The following is a 16,776-nucleotide window of genomic DNA, read 5'->3' as shown; positions in this document are numbered from 1 at the left end:
TCGGGCCGGCCGGGGTGGGGTCGGGTAAAATCCCGCCCCATGAATGCCCCACATCAGCCCCGTTTCGTCCATCTCCGCCTGCACTCCGAATACTCGATCACCGACGGCATCGTCCAGATCGATCAGGCGATTTCCGCCGCCGCCGCCGACGGCATGCCGGCGCTCGGCATCTCCGACCTCGCCAACCTCTTCGGCATGGTCAAGTTCTACAAGGGCGCGCGCGGCAAGGGCGTGAAGCCGGTGATCGGCGTGGACGCCTGGGTCCAGAACGAGGTCGAGCGCGACAAACCCTACCGCGTGCTGCTGGTCTGCCGTGACCGTGCCGGCTACGGCCAGCTGTGCGAACTGCTCACTCGCGCCTACCTGGAGAACAAGTACCGCGGGCGCGCCGAGTTGCGCCGCGAATGGTTCGAGGGTGGCGCTGCCAGCGGCCTGCTGTGCCTGTCTGGCGCTATGGATGGCGACATCGGTCACGCCCTCGCCAACGGCAACGCCGACCTCGCCGAACGCCTGGCCGCCGACTGGGCCCGGCTGTTCCCGGATGCCTTCTACATCGAGGTGCAGCGCGCCGGCCACCCCGGCACCGAGACCTACATCCGCCACGCGCTGCAGATCGCCTCCCGGCTGGATCTGCCGGTGGTGGCGACCCACCCGGTGCAGTTCCTCAAGCGCGAAGATTTCCGGGCCCACGAGGCGCGCGTCTGCATCGCCCAAGGCTATGTGCTGGCCGACAAGCGCCGGCCGCGCGACTTTACCGAGGAGCAGTACCTCAAGAGCCAGGACGAGATGTGCGCACTGTTCGCCGACATCCCGGAGGCGCTCGAGAACGCGGTGGAGATCGCCAAGCGCTGCTCGCTCACCGTGCAGCTGGGCAAGAACTTCCTGCCGCTGTTCCCGACGCCGGATGGCATGAGCCTGGACGACTTCCTGGTGCTGGAGGCGAAGAAAGGTCTGGAGCAGCGGCTGATCGAGCTCTACCCGCATCCGGAGGAGCGCGAGAAGCAGCGCCCGCGCTACGAGGAGCGGCTGAAGTTCGAGACCGACACCATCATCCAGATGGGCTTCCCAGGCTACTTCCTCATCGTTGCCGATTTCATCCAGTGGGGTAAGAACAACGGCGTGCCGGTCGGCCCCGGGCGGGGCTCGGGCGCCGGTTCGCTGGTGGCCTACTCGCTGAAGATCACCGACCTCGATCCGCTGGAGTACGCGCTGCTGTTCGAACGCTTCCTGAATCCGGAGCGGGTGTCCATGCCCGACTTCGACATCGACTTCTGCCAGGACAACCGCTACCGCGTCATCGAGTACGTGCGCGAGCGCTACGGCAAGGACGCGGTAAGCCAGATCGCCACCTTCGGCACCCTGGCCTCCAAGGCGGTGGTGCGCGACGTCGGCCGCGTGCTCGACATGCCCTACGGTCTGTGCGACCGCTTGTCCAAGCTGGTTCCCATCGAAGGCGCCAAGCCGGTGTCGCTGGCGCGCGCCTACGAAATGGAGCCGCAGATCGGCGAGATGATGAAGGACGGCAACGACGGCGAGGCCGTCCAGACCCTGTGGGGGCTGGCTGAGCCGCTGGAAGGCCTGACCCGCGGCGTCGGCATGCACGCCGGCGGTGTGCTGATCGCGCCCGGCAAGCTCACCGACTTCTGCCCGCTCTACATCGCCGACGGCGACGACGCCACGCCGGTGTCGCAGTTCGACAAGGACGACGTCGAAGCCGTCGGCCTGGTGAAGTTCGACTTCCTCGGCCTGCGCAACCTGACGATTATCGAACTGGCGCTGGACTACGTGGAGCGCCTCACCGGCGAGCGCGTCGACCTGATGAGCCTGGGCTTCCAGGACCCCGCCGCCTACCAGATCCTGAAGGACGCCAACACCACCGCGATCTTCCAGGTGGAATCGGACGGGATGAAGAAGCTGCTGAAAAAGCTCGCCCCCGACCGTTTCGAAGACATCATCGCGGTGCTCGCGCTCTACCGCCCCGGCCCGCTGGGCTCGGGCATGGTGGACGACTTCATCCTGCGGAAGAAAGGCCAGCAGGAGATCGATTACTTCCACCCCGACCTCAAAGCCTGCCTGGAGCCGACCTACGGCGTCATCGTGTACCAGGAACAGGTGATGCAGATCTCGCAGATCATCGGCGGCTACACCCTGGGTGGTGCCGACATGCTGCGCCGCGCGATGGGCAAGAAGAAAGCCGACGAGATGGCGAAGCACCGCGCCACCATCGCCGACGGCGCCAAGCAGAAGGGCTACGACCCGGCGCTGGCCGAACAGCTGTTCGACCTGATGACCAAGTTCGCGGAGTACGGCTTCAACAAGTCGCACACCGCCGCCTACGCGGTGGTCACCTACCACACCGCCTGGCTGAAATCCCACCACTGCGCCGCTTTCATGGCGGCCACCATGTCCTCGGACCTGGACAACACCGACACCGTCAAGATCTTCTACGAGGACACCCTCGCCAACAAGATCGCCATCCTGCCGCCGGATGTGAACGAGTCCGAGTACCGCTTCGTGCCGGTGGACCGCAAGACCATCCGCTACGGCCTGGGCGCGGTGAAGGGCTGCGGCGAGCCGGCGGTGCGCGCCATCATCGCCGCCCGCGGCAGGAAGCCCTTCCACGACCTGTTCGATTTCTGCGAGCGGGTGGACCGCCGCCTGGTGAACCGCCGGGTGGTCGAAGCGCTGATCCGCGCCGGCGCCATGGACCCGCTGGAAGGCCACAAGGGCCGCGACCGCGCCCAGCTCATGGCCACCGTGCCGCTGGCGATGGAGGCCGCCGAGCAGGCCGCCGCCAATGCCATGCAGGGCGGCCTGTTCGACATGGTGCCGGAGGCGGCCGGCGCGGCGGTGGAGTTCGTCAGCGTCCGCCCCTGGAGCGAGCGCGAGCGGCTGAAGGAAGAGAAGATCGCCATCGGCTTCTTCCTTTCGGGCCATCCGTTCAACGCCTTCAAGGCCGAGGTGCGCCGCTTCGTCCGCCGTACCCTGGCGCAGATCGAGCCCTCGCGCGACCTGGTGATGATGGCGGGCGTGGTAATGGAAGCGCGGACCAAGATGGGCAGCCGCGGCAAGATGACCTTCGTGCAGCTGGACGACGGCACCACGCCGCGGGAGATCGCGGTGTATTCGGAGGTGCTGGAGGCCAACCGCGGCAAGATCGTCACCGACGAAGTGCTGGTGGTGGAAGGCAAGGTCAGTAACGACGAGTTCTCCGGCGGCTACCGCATCATCGCCGACAAGCTGCTGACCCTGGGCGAGGCACGCAGCCGCTTCGCCCGCGCCCTTAACCTCAGGCTGAACGGCGAGGTGGGCGAGGCCGGCGGCCCGGCCGCGGCGGCGGACCGGCTGCAAAACCTGCTGGCGCCTTTCCGCGACGGCACCTGCCCGGTGCAGGTGCGCTACCGCAATGCCCACGCCGAAGCGGATCTGCCGCTGGGGCGGGCGTGGCGGGTGCGGCTGGAGGAGAACCTGCTCGACAGCCTGCGCGAATGGCTGCCGCCTAACGCGGTCGAGATCGACTATCCGTCCTGAGGCTTGCGGCTCGCTTTTCAGTGGGTGGGGCGCACGCCGAAAGGCCCGGCGGGCGCCTCCTCGGCGGCCGGGCTGCAGGCCACCTCGGCCACCCTCGCCGCAGGCGGGCCGCAGCGGCTCCATTCCACGAAGCGCTCCACCGCCTCTTCGTTGCCGGCAATCAGCGCTTCCACGCTGCCATCGGCGCGGTTGCGCACCCAGCCCTGCAGGCCCAGCCGCAGGGCCTCGGCCTGGGCGGCGGCACGGTAGCCCACGCCCTGCACCTTGCCGCGGACTCTCAGCACCAGGCTGGTCGCAGGCTTGGGGTGATCAGGCATAGGAAACCTCGGCGGCGGGCGGCTGTACCTGCCGCGCGCGGGCAACGGCGGCGGTGAGATCGGCGGCGATGTTGTCTGCCCCCAGCCGTTCGCTGAAGCCGGAGCGCTGCACTAGCGAGCCGGGCTGGGGATTGAGGCCGCACAGGATCAGTTCCGCGCCGCGCTTGTGCAGGTTGCGATGCAGCGTCTGCAGGATATCCAGGCCGGTGGTGTCGATGTTGATCACCTTGTCCAGGTCCAGGATCACCACTGCCGGATGTCCCTCCTGCATCAGCAGCAGGTTCTCCAGTTTGTTGGCGGCACCGAAGAACAGGCTGCCGAACAGGCGGTAGGCGAGGATGCGCGGCGTGCCGTCGCTGGCGTTCCCGCCATCGATCTGGATGCGTTCGATGCGGGTGAGGTCGGACATGCGGTAGATGAAGAACAGGCTGGCCAGCACCATGCCCAGCTCCACGGCCAGCGTCAGGTCGAACACCACGGTGACGAAGAAGGTGCCGAGCAGGATGGTGCGGTACTGCACCGAGTAGCGGCGCAGCTCGGTGGGTGCGAAGGCGTGCCATTCGCCCATGTTGATCGCCACCACCACCACGATGGCCGACAGCGTGGCCAGCGGAATGGCGCTGGCCAGCGGCGCCAGCACCAGCACCACCGCCAGCAGCACCAGCGCGTGGATGGCGCCGGCCACCGGCGTGCGGCCGCCGGTGCGGATGTTGGTGGCGGTGCGGGCGATGGCGCCTGTGGCGGCGAAGCCGCCGAACAGCGGCGCGGCGATGTTGGCGATGCCTTGCGCCATCAACTCTTGGTTGGGATCGTGGCGGTCGTCGATCTGGCTGTCGGCTACCCGCGCTGACAGCAGCGATTCGATTGCCCCCAGCAGGGCGATGGTGAGCGCCGGCGCGATCAGCTTGCCCAGGGTGCCGAGGGAGAGCTCGGGCAGGGCGATGGCGGGCAGGTCGCGCGGGATGCCGCCGAAACGGCTGCCTATGGTGTCCACCGGCAGGCTGAACAGCGCGTTCAGCGCGGTCATGATCACCAGCGCCGCCAGCGGCCCCGGCATCCGGCGCATCCAGGGCGTGCGGGCGGCGCGCCGGTTCCAGGCCAGCAACAGCAGTAGCGAGGCGACGGCGACCGCCACCGTCGGCAGGTGCAGCGTCGGTAGCGCATCGATCAGCGCCTTCATCTTGCCGAAGAACTCGCCAGGCAGATTGGCGATCTGCAGGCCGAGGAAATCCTTGATCTGGGAGAGGAAGATCACCACCGCGATGCCGTTGGTGAAACCGATGACGACAGACAGCGGGATGAAGCGGATCATGCTGCCGAGGCGGAAGGCGCCCATGGCCAGAAGCATGGCGCCGGACATCATGGTGGCGATCAGCAGGTTCTGCACGCCGTAGTCGACGACAATGGCGTAGATAATGGGGATGAAGGCGCCGGTGGGGCCGCCGATCTGCACCCGCGAGCCGCCGAGCACCGAGATGAGGAAGCCGGCGACGATGGCGGTCCAGATGCCGGCCGCCGGGCTGAGGCCGGAGGCGATGGCGAAGGCCATGGCCAGCGGCAGTGCAAGTACGCCGACGGTGATGCCGGCCGATAGATCCTGGCTGAAGCTCGCCCTGCGGTAGCCGGGCAGGGTGTCAAGCAGTCTGGGGCGAAAGGAAATTTTCATGGCGTCTCCACAGCGGGTTTCCGGTTCGGCATGTGCCCAGGCGGGCGGCTGGCGGAAACGCCCGACCCGGTCGGGTTCGCTGCTGCACGATCCAGCGCTTGGAAGGCGTCAGTGGCATTGCCGGGTTCCGGGGAGACGGATGGGAAGGGGCGTGGAAAAGCGAGCGCCCATTGTTCGCCTCGCCGGCCGCCTTGTCCAGCGGCCGGCGGGTGCGGTTTACTTCACCCGCATGCCGGGCGTGGCGCCGCTGTCGGGTGACAGGATGTAGAGGCCGCCGGTGTTGCCTTCCGGGTCGGAGGCGGCCAGCACCATGCCTTCGCTCATGCCGAACTTCATCTTGCGCGGCGCGAGGTTGGCCACCATCACCGTCAGCCGGCCGACCAGCGTGGCCGGGTCGTAGGCGGACTTGATGCCGGCGAACACCTGGCGCGGTTTGGGCGCGCCGGCCTCGTCGGTTTCGCCGACGTCCAGCTGCAGGCGGATCAGCTTGTCGGCGCCTTCCACATGCTGGGCATCGACGATGCGGGCGATGCGCAGGTCCACCTTGGTGAAGTCGTCGATGCTGATGTGGCCGGCGTCTGCGGCGGCGGGGGCGACAGGTTTTTCCGCCCTGGCGGCCTTGTCGGCGTTTTCCGCATTCCCGGTCTTGGCCGTTGCGGCGGTGGCTGTGGGGGCGGCCGGAGCCAGCGAGTCGCGGTTGGCTTCCAGCAGGGCGTCGACCTGCTTGCGCTCGACCCGTGTCATCAGGTGCTGGTAAGGCTGGATGCGATGGCCCGCCGGCAGCGCCTGCCAGCCGGTCTCCCAGTTGAGCGGAGCGATGGCGAGGAAGGCTTCGACCTGGGCGGCCAGCGCCGGCAGCACCGGCTTGAGGTAGAGCGTGAGGTCGCGGAACAGCGTCAGCGCGGTGCTGCAGACGATGTGCAGCCTGGCTTCCTGGCCTTCCTGCTTGGCCAACTCCCACGGCTTGTGGTCGTTCACATACTGGTTGGCGACGTCGGCCAGCCGCATGATTTCGCGCAGGGCGCGGCCGTAGTCGCGCTCTTCATAGGCGCGGGCCACGGTCTCGGCTTCGAAGGCGGCCCGGAATTCGGCGGTGGCGGCGGCATCGCTGGCGCCCAGCGCGCCGTCGAAGCGCTTGGCGATGAAGCCGGCGCAGCGGCTGGCGATGTTGACGAACTTGCCGACGAGGTCGGAGTTGACCTTGGCGATCATGTCGTCGAGGTTGAGGTCCACGTCTTCCATCGTGCCGTTGGACTTGCTGGCGAAGTAGTAGCGCAACCACTCGGCGTTGAGGCCCTGGTCGATGTAGGAGCGGGCGGTGATGAAGGTGCCGCGGCTCTTGGACATCTTGGCGCCGTCCACCGTGAGGAAGCCGTTCACGCACAGCTGGCTGGGCGTGCGGTAGCCGGCGAATTGCAGCATGGCCGGCCAGAACAGGGCGTGGAAGTAGAGGATGTCCTTGCCGATGAAGTGCACCAGCTCGGTGCCGGCGGCCTCGGCGCGGGCGGCCTCGATGAAGTCCTCCACCGCGATGCCGCCCTTGCGGTCGGCGAGGTTGCGGAAGCTGGCGAAGTAGCCGATGGGCGCGTCCAGCCAGACATAGAAGTACTTGCCGGGTGCGCCGGGAATCTCGAAGCCGAAATAGGGCGCGTCGCGGGAAATGTCCCAATCGGACAGGCGGTTGTCGCCTTCCTCACCCAGCCATTCCTTCATCTTGTTGGCGGCTTCGGCCTGCAGGCGGCGCTGGCCGGCGGCGTTGCTGCCGCGTGTCCATTCGCGCAGGAAGCTGGCGGCACGGGGATCGGAGAGGCGGAAGAAGTAGTGTTCCGAAGTCTTCATCACCGGCTTGGCGCCGGACACCGCCGAGTAGGGGTTCTTCAACTCGGTGGGCGTGTAGGCGGCGCCACAGACTTCGCAGTTGTCGCCGTACTGGTCGGCCGCGCCGCACTTGGGGCACTCGCCCTTGATGAAGCGGTCCGGCAGGAACAGTTCCTTGACCGGGTCGTAGAACTGTTCGATGTCGCGGGTTTCGATCAGGCCTGCCTGCCGCAGCCGGCCGTAGATTTCTTCGGCATAGGCGCGGTTTTCCGGGCTGTGGGTGGAGTGGTAGTTGTCGAAGGCGACGCCGAAGTCGGTGAAGTCGCGCAGGTGCTGGGTATGCACCCGGGCGATCAGCTGTTCCGGTGTGATGCCTTCCTTTTCGGCCCGCAGCATGATGGGCGTGCCGTGGGTGTCATCCGCGCAGACGTAGTGCACCTCGCTGCCGCGCATGCGCTGGAAGCGAACCCAGATGTCGCCCTGGACGTAACCGACCAGGTGACCGAGGTGGATGTCGCCGTTGGCGTAGGGCAAGGCGTTGGTGACGAGGATCTTGCGGGACATGATGGGGCCGGGAAACGGGGAAAAGCGCGAGTTTAGCAAACGCGCCCGGGCCGCCGGCGGCAGTCGGGCGCGTTTTGTGCATCACCGTGCCCGCTGCGGCGCGGCCTTGACCGGCGCCGCAGCGGGCATGGACGCATCAGGGCATGGCACGCAGGTAGATCTCCACCCGACGGTTGCGGGCGCGGCCGGGCTCGCGGGCGTTGTCGGCGATCGGCTCGGCTTCGCCCTTGCCGTCGGAGCTCAGGCGTTCCAGCCCCAGGCCCTGGCTGCGCAGGTATTCGGTGACCGCCTCGGCGCGGGAAATGGAGAGCTTGAGGTTGTACATCTCGCTGCCGATGCTGTCGGTATGGCCGACGACATGGATGGCGACGCGCGGGTAGGCGGCCAGCGGGGCGACCACCGCGTCCAGCATGCGGGTGAGCGGCGGGCGCGGCACGGCCTTGCCGGAGTCGAAGCCGTTGCTCACCGGGAGCCGCAATTGCAGGCCTTCGGGTGCGGGGCTGATCTCCACGTCGGGCACGCCCTTGAGCGCGGTGGCGAGGTCGGTGCGCAGGGTGTTCCAGTTGACCGTGCTGGCGCCGTTGGCGGTTGTGGTGGCGGTGCGCGGTGCGTTGCCGGCGCCGGGCGCGGCGCCGCTGCCGCGTGCGGCTTGTGGGTTGCCGGCCGGCGGTGTGGCGGCGCAGGCGCAGAGCAGCATGGCGAGGCAGGCGGGAAGAAGCGTGGATCGGATCATGGTGTCTCGAGTGGTGTTGTGCGTACGGAACATTGGCGCGGAAGCCCTTTGCTTACCTTGGCGACCCTTTTTCAGGATAGGTAAAACCCCGCGGCGACGGTGGATGAGGCATGGGAAGCGGTCCGGTATGATGCGGTCCGTTCCCGCCTGCTTGCTCCCGGGCGGCGCGATTATCGAGGAAAACCGACATGAGCTTGTCTCAGGAAACCGTAACAGAAGCGCTGAAATCCGTAATTGATCCGAACACAGGCAAGGACCTGGTGAGCACGCGCTGCATCCGCAATCTCTCTGTGTCGGGCGCCGATGTGCGCTTCGAAGTCGAGCTGGGCTATCCGGCCAAGAGCCAGCATGAGCCCATCCGCGCCCAGTTGCAGCAGGCCCTGGCAGGCCTGCCAGGGCTGGGCAAGGTGGACATCGAGGTGCGCAGCCGGGTGGTGGCGCATGCGGTGCAGCAGGGCGTGAAGCTGCTGCCGGGGGTGAAGAACATCGTCGCGGTGTCGTCCGGCAAGGGCGGCGTCGGCAAGAGCACCACCGCCGCCAATTTGGCGCTGGCGCTGGCCGCCGAAGGCGCGAGCGTGGGCATCCTCGATGCGGACATCTATGGCCCTTCGCAGCCGCAGATGCTGGGTATAGGCGGTCGCCGGCCGGAAACCCGCGACGGCAAGACCATGGAGCCGCTGGAGGCGCTCGGCCTGCAGGCCATGTCCATCGGCTTCCTGATCGACACCGACACACCTATGGTCTGGCGTGGCCCGATGGCCACCCAGGCGCTGAACCAGATGCTGAAGGAAACCGCCTGGAAGGATCTGGACTACCTCGTCATCGACATGCCGCCGGGTACCGGCGACATCCAGCTGACCCTGTCGCAGAGTGTGCCGGTGACCGGCGCGGTGATCGTCACCACGCCGCAGGACATCGCCCTGCTGGATGCGCGCAAAGGCCTGAAGATGTTCGAGAAGGTGGGCGTGCCCATCCTCGGCGTGGTGGAGAACATGAGCATGCACATCTGCTCCAACTGCGGCCACGAAGAACACATCTTCGGCACCGGCGGCGGGCAGAAGCTGTGCGCCGACTACGGCATCCCCTTCCTCGGCGCGCTGCCGCTGGACATCCAGATCCGCCAGGAGGCGGATGGCGGTCTGCCGACGGTGGCGGCGGAGCCGGATGGCCGCATCGCCGCCATCTACAAGGAGATCGCGCGCAAGGTCGCGGTGCGCATCGCCGAGAAGGCGAAGGACATGACGCACAAGTTCCCCAGCATCGTGATCCAGAACACCTGATCAACCCCTGAGCGGGCAATGGCTGGCAGGCGCTTTCGGTCTGCCGGCCATTGCCCTACACTACGCCGATTTTTCGCGGCCGCCAGGCCGGTAAGTCAGGAAAGCGCGCCCGATGTCCATCAAGTCCGACAAGTGGATCCGCCGCATGGCGGAGCAGGAAGGCATGATCGAGCCCTTCGCTCCGGAACTGGTGCGCACCAGCGGGGGCGAGAAGATCGTTTCCTACGGCACTTCGAGCTACGGCTACGATGTGCGCTGCGCGAACGAATTCAAGATCTTCACCAACATCAACTCCACCATCGTGGACCCGAAGGCCTTCGACGAGCGCAACTTCGTCAATTTCACCGGCGACGTCTGCATCATCCCGCCGAACTCCTTCGCCTTGGCCCGTACGGTGGAGTACTTCCGCATCCCGCGCAGCATCCTCACCGTCTGCCTGGGCAAGAGCACCTACGCGCGCTGCGGCATCATCGTGAACGTCACGCCCCTGGAGCCCGAGTGGGAAGGCCATGTCACGCTGGAGTTCTCGAACACCACGCCGCTGCCGGCGAAGATCTACGCCAACGAGGGTGTGGCGCAGATGCTGTTCTTCGAGTCGGATGAAGTGTGCGACACCTCTTATCGTGACCGGGGCGGGAAATATCTCGGTCAGACCGGTGTCACCCTGCCCAAAATCTGACCGGGCAGAGGGGATCAGGAGACAGGATCGGGGGGCCGGGTATCCGGCCCCCTTGTGCTTTCCGGTAACGCGAAAGCAAACATGGGGCGGGTAACATGCCCGCCGGCCTGCAAGGGCACGCCGCTGGAGAACTGAAGGATGCGATTCCACTTTCCCATCATCATCATCGACGAGGACTTCCGCTCGGAGAACACCTCCGGGCTGGGTATCCGCGCGCTAGCGAAGGCCATCGGCGATGAAGGCATGGAAGTGCTGGGGGTGACGAGCTACGGCGACCTCACCTCGTTTGCCCAGCAGCAGAGCAGGGGCTCTGCCTTCATCCTGTCGATAGACGACGAGGAGTTCTCCTCGCCGGAGGCCTCGGCCAAGGCGATCGCCGACCTGCGCGCCTTCGTCGAAGAGATCCGCTTCCGCAACGCCGACATTCCCATCTTCCTCTACGGTGAAACGCGCACCAGCCGCCACATCCCCAACGATGTGCTGCGGGAGATGCACGGCTTCATCCACATGTTCGAGGACACACCGGAATTCGTCGCCCGCTACATCGTGCGCGAGGCCAAGAATTACCTCGAGTGCCTGCCGCCGCCGTTCTTCCGCGCGCTGACCCACTATGCCGCCGACGGCTCCTACTCCTGGCACTGCCCCGGTCACTCCGGCGGCGTCGCCTTCCTGAAGAGCCCGGTCGGCCACATGTTCCACCAGTTCTTCGGCGAGAACATGCTGCGGGCGGATGTCTGCAATGCGGTGGACGAGCTCGGCCAGCTGCTGGACCACACCGGCCCGGTGGCCGCCTCCGAGCGCAACGCAGCGCGCATCTTCAACTGCGACCACCTGTACTTTGTCACCAACGGCACCTCCACCTCAAACAAGATGGTGTGGCATACCACGGTGGCGCCGGGCGACATCGTGGTGGTGGACCGCAACTGCCACAAATCCATCCTCCACTCCATCATCATGACCGGCGCGGTGCCTGTGTTCCTGACGCCGACGCGCAACCACTACGGCATCATCGGCCCGATCCCGCTGCAGGAGTTCTCGATGGAGAACATCCAGAAGAAGATCGAGGCCAACCCCTTCGCCCGCGAGGCCAAGAGCAAGAAGCCGCGCATTCTCACCATCACCCAGTCCACTTACGACGGCGTGGTGTACAACGTCGAGACCATCAAGGAGATGCTCGACGGCCGGATAGACACCCTGCACTTCGATGAAGCCTGGTTGCCGCACGCCGCCTTCCACGACTTCTATGGCGACTACCACGCCATTGGCGCTGACCGCCCGCGCTGCAAGGAGTCCATGGTTTTCTCTACCCAGTCCACCCACAAGCTGCTGGCCGGTCTCAGCCAGGCCTCGCAGATACTGGTGCAGGACTCGCAGACCCGCATGCTGGACCGCGACATCTTCAACGAGGCCTACCTGATGCATACCTCGACCTCGCCGCAGTACGCGATCATCGCCTCCTGCGACGTGGCGGCGGCGATGATGGAGCCGCCGGGCGGCCCGGCGCTGGTGGAGGAGTCGCTGATGGAGGCGGTCGAGTTCCGCCGCGCCATGCGCAAGGTGGACGCCGAGTTCGGCTCGGAAGATTGGTGGTTCAAGGTCTGGGGGCCGGACTACCTAGCCGAGGAGGGCCTGGGCGAGCGTGAGGATTGGATGCTCAACGCCGGCGAGCGCTGGCACGGCTTTGGTGACCTCAGCCCCGGTTTCAACATGCTGGACCCGATCAAGGCGACCATCATCACCCCGGGGCTGGACATGGATGGCGACTTCGCCGACCACACCGGCATCCCGGCCGCCATCGTCACCAAATACCTGGCCGAGCACGGCATCATCGTCGAGAAGACCGGCCTGTACTCCTTCTTCATCATGTTCACCATCGGCATCACCAAGGGGCGCTGGAACACCCTGGTGACCGAGCTGCAGCAGTTCAAGGACGACTACGACCGCAACCAGCCGCTGTGGCGGGTGATGCCGGACTTCATCGCCAAGCATCCGCGCTATGAAAAGGTCGGCCTGAAGGATCTCTGCGCCCAGATCCACAGCTTCTACAAGGCACACGACGTGGCACGGCTCACCACCGAGATGTACCTGTCGGACATGGTGCCGGCGATGAAGCCGGCGGACGCTTTCGCCAAGATGGCGCACCGCGAGATCGAGCGGGTGTTCATCGACGAGCTCGAAGGCCGGGTCACCGCGATGCTGGTCACGCCGTATCCGCCGGGCATCCCGCTATTGATTCCGGGCGAGCGCTTCAACGCCACCATCGTCCGTTACCTGCGGTTCGCGCGTGACTTCAACGCCCGCTTCCCCGGCTTCGAGACCGACATCCACGGTCTGGTGAAGGGCGAGGATGGTCGCTACGCGGTGGATTGCGTCCGCGCCGACTGAGCGGGCCTTCGCTCCCAAGAAAAGGGGCCGCAAGTGCGGCCCCTTTTTTTCGTCGGCTCCTGAGCGTTTCCTGCAGGTGCGTGGGGTGACGCGTCAGCCCCCGCGCTGATACTCGACGATGTCGAAGGCGAACTCGTTGTCCGCATCCGCGGGGATGTGTTCGCGGCTCACCTCTATATAGGCGGCGCGGTCCAGGGCCGGAAAATGCGCGTCGCCTTCGACGTCGGCCTGCACTTCGGTGAGGATCAGGCGATGAGCCTGATCCAGCAACTGCAGGTAGAGCTGGGCGCCGCCGATCACGAACAGGGTCTGGTCTGCCGGCACGGCGGCAATGGCCGCCTCGGGACTGGGGAAGAGTTCGGCGCCCTGGGCGCGATAGCCCGCGTCGCGGGTGACCACCAGATTGCGCCGGCCGGGCAGGGGGCGGCCCAGCGACTCCCAGGTCTTGCGCCCCATCAGGATCGGGTGCCCCAGCGTCCTGGCCTTGAACCGTGCCAGATCCGTCTTCAGCCGCCAGGGCAGGGTGTTGTCCCGACCGATGACGCCGTTGCGGGCGACCGCGGCCAGCAGAACGACTTCCGCTTCCCTCGTCATACCGCCACCGGTGCCTTGATGTGAGGGTGAGGGTCGTAGCCCTCCAGCACGAAGTCCTCGTAGTGGAAGGCGAAGATGTCCCTGTTCTCCGTGGCAATGCGCAGCGTGGGCAAGGGGCGTGGTGCCCGGCTCAACTGTTCCCGGGCCTGCTCCAGGTGGTTGAGATACAAGTGGCAGTCGCCGCCCGTCCAGACGAAGTCGCCGGGGATCAGATCGCAGGCCTGCGCCACCATATGTGTCAGGAGAGCGTACGAGGCGATGTTGAAGGGCACGCCGAGGAAAATGTCCGCGCTACGTTGATACAGCTGGCAGGACAGCCGACCGTTGGCCACATAGAACTGGAACAGCGCGTGGCAGGGCGGCAGCGCCATGCCTTCCACTTCACCGGGATTCCAGGCGGAGACGATGTGGCGGCGGGAGTCCGGGTTGCGCTTGATGCCGTCGATGAGCCGGCTGACCTGGTCGATGCTGCGCCCGTCGCGCGTTTCCCAGTGGCGCCACTGCTTGCCATAGACGGGGCCGAGGTCGCCGTTCTCATCCGCCCATTCGTCCCAGATGGAAACGCCATTGTCCTTCAGATAGCGGATGTTGGTGTCGCCTCGCAGGAACCACAGCAGTTCATAGACGATGGAGCGGGTATGCAGCTTCTTCGTCGTCAACAGGGGAAAGCCGTCTTCCAGCCGAAAGCGCATCTGCCAGCCAAAGACCGATAGTGTGCCGGTGCCGGTTCTATCGGTCTTGCGATCGCCGTGCTCCAGCACATGGCGCATCAGTTCAAGGTATTGCTTCATCGCATCGCCCGGCCAAAACGACGATTCTACCTCCGCTCGTGTGCCGTCGATCCACTGGCCCCTGGAGCCTCCCCCCTCTCTATGCGAGGGCCATGTGCTACTCTCCCGCGACGGAAAGGGCCGGCGGCTTGGCGGCTCTGGCGGCACATGCTGGGGAGTGGAGGGGGCGGTGAAAGACGCAAATGTCGCAGGTAACGGCCGAGGCAGCGCCTTCGATTTCACCTTGACGCATGGGCTGCGCTCAAGCGACGCGCTTGAGCGCTTGTCCGTCCTGAGCGAGGACCTGAAAGCGCTCCAGTTTTCCAGCACACCGAGCACCCGGGAGATCCAGCATCTCTACGCACTGGACGACGAGTTGCGCCGCGCCGTCAGCCAGGTTTTGTCTGCGCCGGATGAAGGCGAAGTTCCAGTGCTTGACCGCGTGGAAGGCGTACGCAGCGCTCACGTGGTTCTGTTCGACGCCTACCGTTCCTTGGCCCGCAATGTCGGCCGCGTGGCTGATCCCGCATTGCTGGCCCGCTACTCGGCCGCTGGTACCGAGAGAATCAAGTGGCACGGCCACGCTCGCCACATTCCGGACGAAGTTGTATGGAGTGAAATCGGGGCGTTGTTCGCTTCCACCTTGAACGCTGGGGCGGGCATGGTGGTGGGCCATGACGAGGGCGTGCGCCAGGAGTATCTCCGCGCTTTGGGCTTTCACTCCGCCGCACTGGAGCAACTCTCCTTGCCGGTCTTCCTGGCGGTGGACAGGTTGGTGACCATAGCGCTGCCCTTCCTGGTAATGGTCAGGGAGCCGCTGCCCTGCGTCTGCTATGTAATAGACCCGCTGAATGCCCCACTGCCGAGGCGCTCCACGCGGCCCGGGTCTGCCCAGGGATGGTTCTTCTCATCCGCAGCGGCGCTGGAGTTGCTCGCCGAGCTGGCTGAGCAATTGCGCCAAGGTGCGCTGCCGGCGGGGCTCGACGATGGCAACTTCCCTGCGCTGACTTGGCTCGCCGCAGTCGTGCATCTTCAGCGCCATTGGTCTCCGTCCCCGCCCCTGCGGCGTTTCCGCAGGCACTCCGTTGCGGCTCACTTATTGGTGGTTTCTGGTTTCGATGCGGTCGTGAAAGTCTTCGACTCCGACGTGCTGGACGTGGAGCCCGAGGTCTGGGTGATCCGGGACCTGAGTCGGGGAGGAGTCGGCGCGGCTATCGATGACCCTGCTGCCAGCGCTCCTGAGTTGGGCAGCCTCCTCGCTGTCCGCCCGCAGGATGGAGATAGCTGGCATCTCGGGATTGTCCGCAGGGTTCGTCGCAGTGAGGGGGGAGTAGAGATAGGCGTCGAAACGCTGTCCCAGCGCCCCTTCTTTGTCAGCGCGGACGACGGCAGGGCGCCCTTGAAGGTATTTCTGTGCGATCAACCCCTGAGAGGGGAGGCCGTGCGGGTTGTTGCTGGAGCGGGAGCGCTGCAAGTGGATACCCCGCTTTTCATTACCTCAGAGGGCGCGATTCAAAAGCTCAAGCCTCTTGATATCTCAATGAGCGGTGAGGGGTTTGATCTGCGTGTTTATCAAGTGCTTTAAGGAATCGCTGATTCATTCGTCCGCCACTGCCCGGCTGGCGGAATGCCTTTGAGATAATGGCGGGTGCTGGGCCACGACGAGACCTCAACCGATGCAATCGAGCCTTTCCGACCTGGCGTGCGCCGTCAAGGAGAAGCAGACGCGGCGCGACCGCTTCCTCGCCGAGGTCGGGGCGGTGACGCCGTGGTCTGCGCTGGACGCAGAGATCGAACCGTTCTACCCAAAGGGTGCGGGCCGCGGCCGGGCGCCGATCGGGGCTGCGGATGCACCTCGCTCGGCAGTGTTTCGGGCTGTCGGATCAAGGGATCGAGGACGCCATCTACGACAGCCAGGCGATCCGCGCCTTCGTCGGCATTGATCTGGCTCCGGGAGGCAGCGCCGGACGCGACCACGCTGTTGAAGTTTCGCCGCTTGCTGGAGACGCACGGGGCAAGATCTTCGAGGGGATCAAGACGCAGCTGGCCGAGAAAGGCTTGATGATGCGTGAAGGCATCGTCGTCGATGTGACGCTCATCGCGGCTTTATGCCCGAGGTGCATCCTGATGGGGCACCAAGGAGCAAAAACGGAGGACAGCAGCCCGTAGACGGCCGATCGGAAGCCAAAAATGCCATCGAACTCGAAAGGCTGTCACTGATACGCGCTCGAATCGGTCCGCGGGCGCTTGATCATTATTTGTTCAGTACTTCCATAGAGCGTTGCGAACTGACCTAGAAGTTTTCTGGTTTTAGGGTTGACGTTATGTGAGCGGTGTCTATAATGCGCACCTCTTCAGCGCTGCAGCGAAATGCGGCGGGGCTGAAGGGCTTGGGAAGCAAGGCGTTCTGCGGTTTTTAAGTGAAAAATAAAAAACGCA

Annotated in this window: 11 protein-coding genes and 1 pseudogene; 6 read left to right on the top strand and 6 right to left on the bottom strand. The window is 65.6% G+C overall.

Annotation, left to right across the window (positions count from 1 at the left end; all coding sequences use genetic code 11):
- Window positions 1-39: 39 nt before the first annotated feature.
- Window positions 40-3,531 carry a DNA polymerase III subunit alpha gene (gene dnaE, locus GRF61_RS00825; protein ID WP_169148850.1) on the top strand — a complete coding sequence of 1,164 codons (3,492 nt, stop codon included), beginning with the start codon at window positions 40-42 and terminating at the stop codon, window positions 3,529-3,531.
- A gap of 17 nt (window positions 3,532-3,548) precedes the next feature.
- Here the strand turns inward: dnaE and GRF61_RS00820 are convergent, their stop codons facing one another.
- The 4 genes from GRF61_RS00820 to GRF61_RS00805 form a co-directional block, all read right to left on the bottom strand.
- On the bottom strand, window positions 3,549-3,848 hold the full coding sequence (locus GRF61_RS00820; protein ID WP_169148849.1) for an acylphosphatase: 300 nt from the start codon (window positions 3,846-3,848) through the stop codon (window positions 3,549-3,551).
- Window positions 3,841-5,514 carry a sulfate permease gene (sulP, locus tag GRF61_RS00815; protein WP_169148848.1) on the bottom strand — a complete coding sequence of 558 codons (1,674 nt, stop codon included), beginning with the start codon at window positions 5,512-5,514 and terminating at the stop codon, window positions 3,841-3,843. The genes GRF61_RS00820 and sulP overlap by 8 nt, the downstream gene beginning before the upstream one ends.
- Window positions 5,515-5,730: 216 nt before the next feature.
- Window positions 5,731-7,896, bottom strand: a complete 2,166-nt coding sequence (gene metG, locus GRF61_RS00810) for a methionine--tRNA ligase (RefSeq protein WP_169148847.1) — start codon at window positions 7,894-7,896, stop codon at window positions 5,731-5,733.
- A gap of 136 nt (window positions 7,897-8,032) precedes the next feature.
- Window positions 8,033-8,629, bottom strand: a complete 597-nt coding sequence (locus GRF61_RS00805) for an OmpA family protein (protein WP_248281054.1) — start codon at window positions 8,627-8,629, stop codon at window positions 8,033-8,035.
- Window positions 8,630-8,817: 188 nt separating this feature from the next.
- On the opposite strand from GRF61_RS00805, the gene apbC reads away from it, so the two are divergent.
- The 3 genes from apbC to GRF61_RS00790 all read left to right on the top strand — a co-directional run bounded on the left by apbC (window position 8,818) and on the right by GRF61_RS00790 (window position 12,973).
- Window positions 8,818-9,909: an iron-sulfur cluster carrier protein ApbC gene (gene apbC, locus GRF61_RS00800; RefSeq protein ID WP_169148845.1), complete on the top strand. Its 1,092-nt coding sequence runs from the start codon at window positions 8,818-8,820 to the stop codon at window positions 9,907-9,909.
- A gap of 112 nt (window positions 9,910-10,021) precedes the next feature.
- The gene (gene dcd / locus GRF61_RS00795; RefSeq protein ID WP_169148844.1) at window positions 10,022-10,588 is read left to right on the top strand and encodes a dCTP deaminase; all 567 of its coding nucleotides are present in this window, start codon (window positions 10,022-10,024) and stop codon (window positions 10,586-10,588) included.
- A 138-nt stretch (window positions 10,589-10,726) separates the two neighbouring features.
- Window positions 10,727-12,973 carry an arginine/lysine/ornithine decarboxylase gene (locus tag GRF61_RS00790; protein WP_133589787.1) on the top strand — a complete coding sequence of 749 codons (2,247 nt, stop codon included), beginning with the start codon at window positions 10,727-10,729 and terminating at the stop codon, window positions 12,971-12,973.
- 93 nt (window positions 12,974-13,066) lie between these two features.
- Here GRF61_RS00790 and GRF61_RS00785 read toward each other — a convergent pair whose 3' ends face one another.
- Both GRF61_RS00785 and GRF61_RS00780 read right to left on the bottom strand, forming a co-directional pair.
- Window positions 13,067-13,567 (bottom strand): dihydrofolate reductase, encoded by a 501-nt coding sequence (locus GRF61_RS00785; protein WP_169148843.1) that lies wholly within the window; start codon window positions 13,565-13,567, stop codon window positions 13,067-13,069.
- Window positions 13,564-14,358 carry a thymidylate synthase gene (locus GRF61_RS00780; protein ID WP_169148842.1) on the bottom strand — a complete coding sequence of 265 codons (795 nt, stop codon included), beginning with the start codon at window positions 14,356-14,358 and terminating at the stop codon, window positions 13,564-13,566. Before GRF61_RS00780 ends, GRF61_RS00785 begins: the two co-directional genes overlap by 4 nt.
- Before the next feature lie 169 nt (window positions 14,359-14,527).
- On the opposite strand from GRF61_RS00780, the gene GRF61_RS00775 reads away from it, so the two are divergent.
- Together GRF61_RS00775 and GRF61_RS00770 are read left to right on the top strand one after the other, a co-directional pair.
- On the top strand, window positions 14,528-15,922 hold the full coding sequence (locus GRF61_RS00775; RefSeq protein ID WP_169148841.1) for a hypothetical protein: 1,395 nt from the start codon (window positions 14,528-14,530) through the stop codon (window positions 15,920-15,922).
- 91 nt (window positions 15,923-16,013) lie between these two features.
- Window positions 16,014-16,443: pseudogene (locus GRF61_RS00770) on the top strand (transposase); the annotation flags it as partial.
- Between the last annotated feature and the right edge of the window lie 333 nt (window positions 16,444-16,776).

It is taken from the genome of Azoarcus sp. TTM-91, assembly GCF_012911025.1.
Classification (GTDB): domain Bacteria; phylum Pseudomonadota; class Gammaproteobacteria; order Burkholderiales; family Rhodocyclaceae; genus Azoarcus.
This window is presented reverse-complemented; position numbering and strand designations above follow the sequence as displayed.

Coding starts and splice junctions, on each gene's coding strand:
- apbC (WP_169148845.1), top strand. CDS start 8,818: ATGAGCTTGTCTCAGGAAACCGTAACAGAAGCGCTGAAATCCGTAATT.
- GRF61_RS00820 (WP_169148849.1), bottom strand. CDS start 3,848: ATGCCTGATCACCCCAAGCCTGCGACCAGCCTGGTGCTGAGAGTCCGC.
- GRF61_RS00790 (WP_133589787.1), top strand. CDS start 10,727: ATGCGATTCCACTTTCCCATCATCATCATCGACGAGGACTTCCGCTCG.
- GRF61_RS00785 (WP_169148843.1), bottom strand. CDS start 13,567: ATGACGAGGGAAGCGGAAGTCGTTCTGCTGGCCGCGGTCGCCCGCAAC.
- GRF61_RS00780 (WP_169148842.1), bottom strand. CDS start 14,358: ATGAAGCAATACCTTGAACTGATGCGCCATGTGCTGGAGCACGGCGAT.
- dcd (WP_169148844.1), top strand. CDS start 10,022: ATGTCCATCAAGTCCGACAAGTGGATCCGCCGCATGGCGGAGCAGGAA.
- metG (WP_169148847.1), bottom strand. CDS start 7,896: ATGTCCCGCAAGATCCTCGTCACCAACGCCTTGCCCTACGCCAACGGC.
- sulP (WP_169148848.1), bottom strand. CDS start 5,514: ATGAAAATTTCCTTTCGCCCCAGACTGCTTGACACCCTGCCCGGCTAC.
- dnaE (WP_169148850.1), top strand. CDS start 40: ATGAATGCCCCACATCAGCCCCGTTTCGTCCATCTCCGCCTGCACTCC.
- GRF61_RS00805 (WP_248281054.1), bottom strand. CDS start 8,629: ATGATCCGATCCACGCTTCTTCCCGCCTGCCTCGCCATGCTGCTCTGC.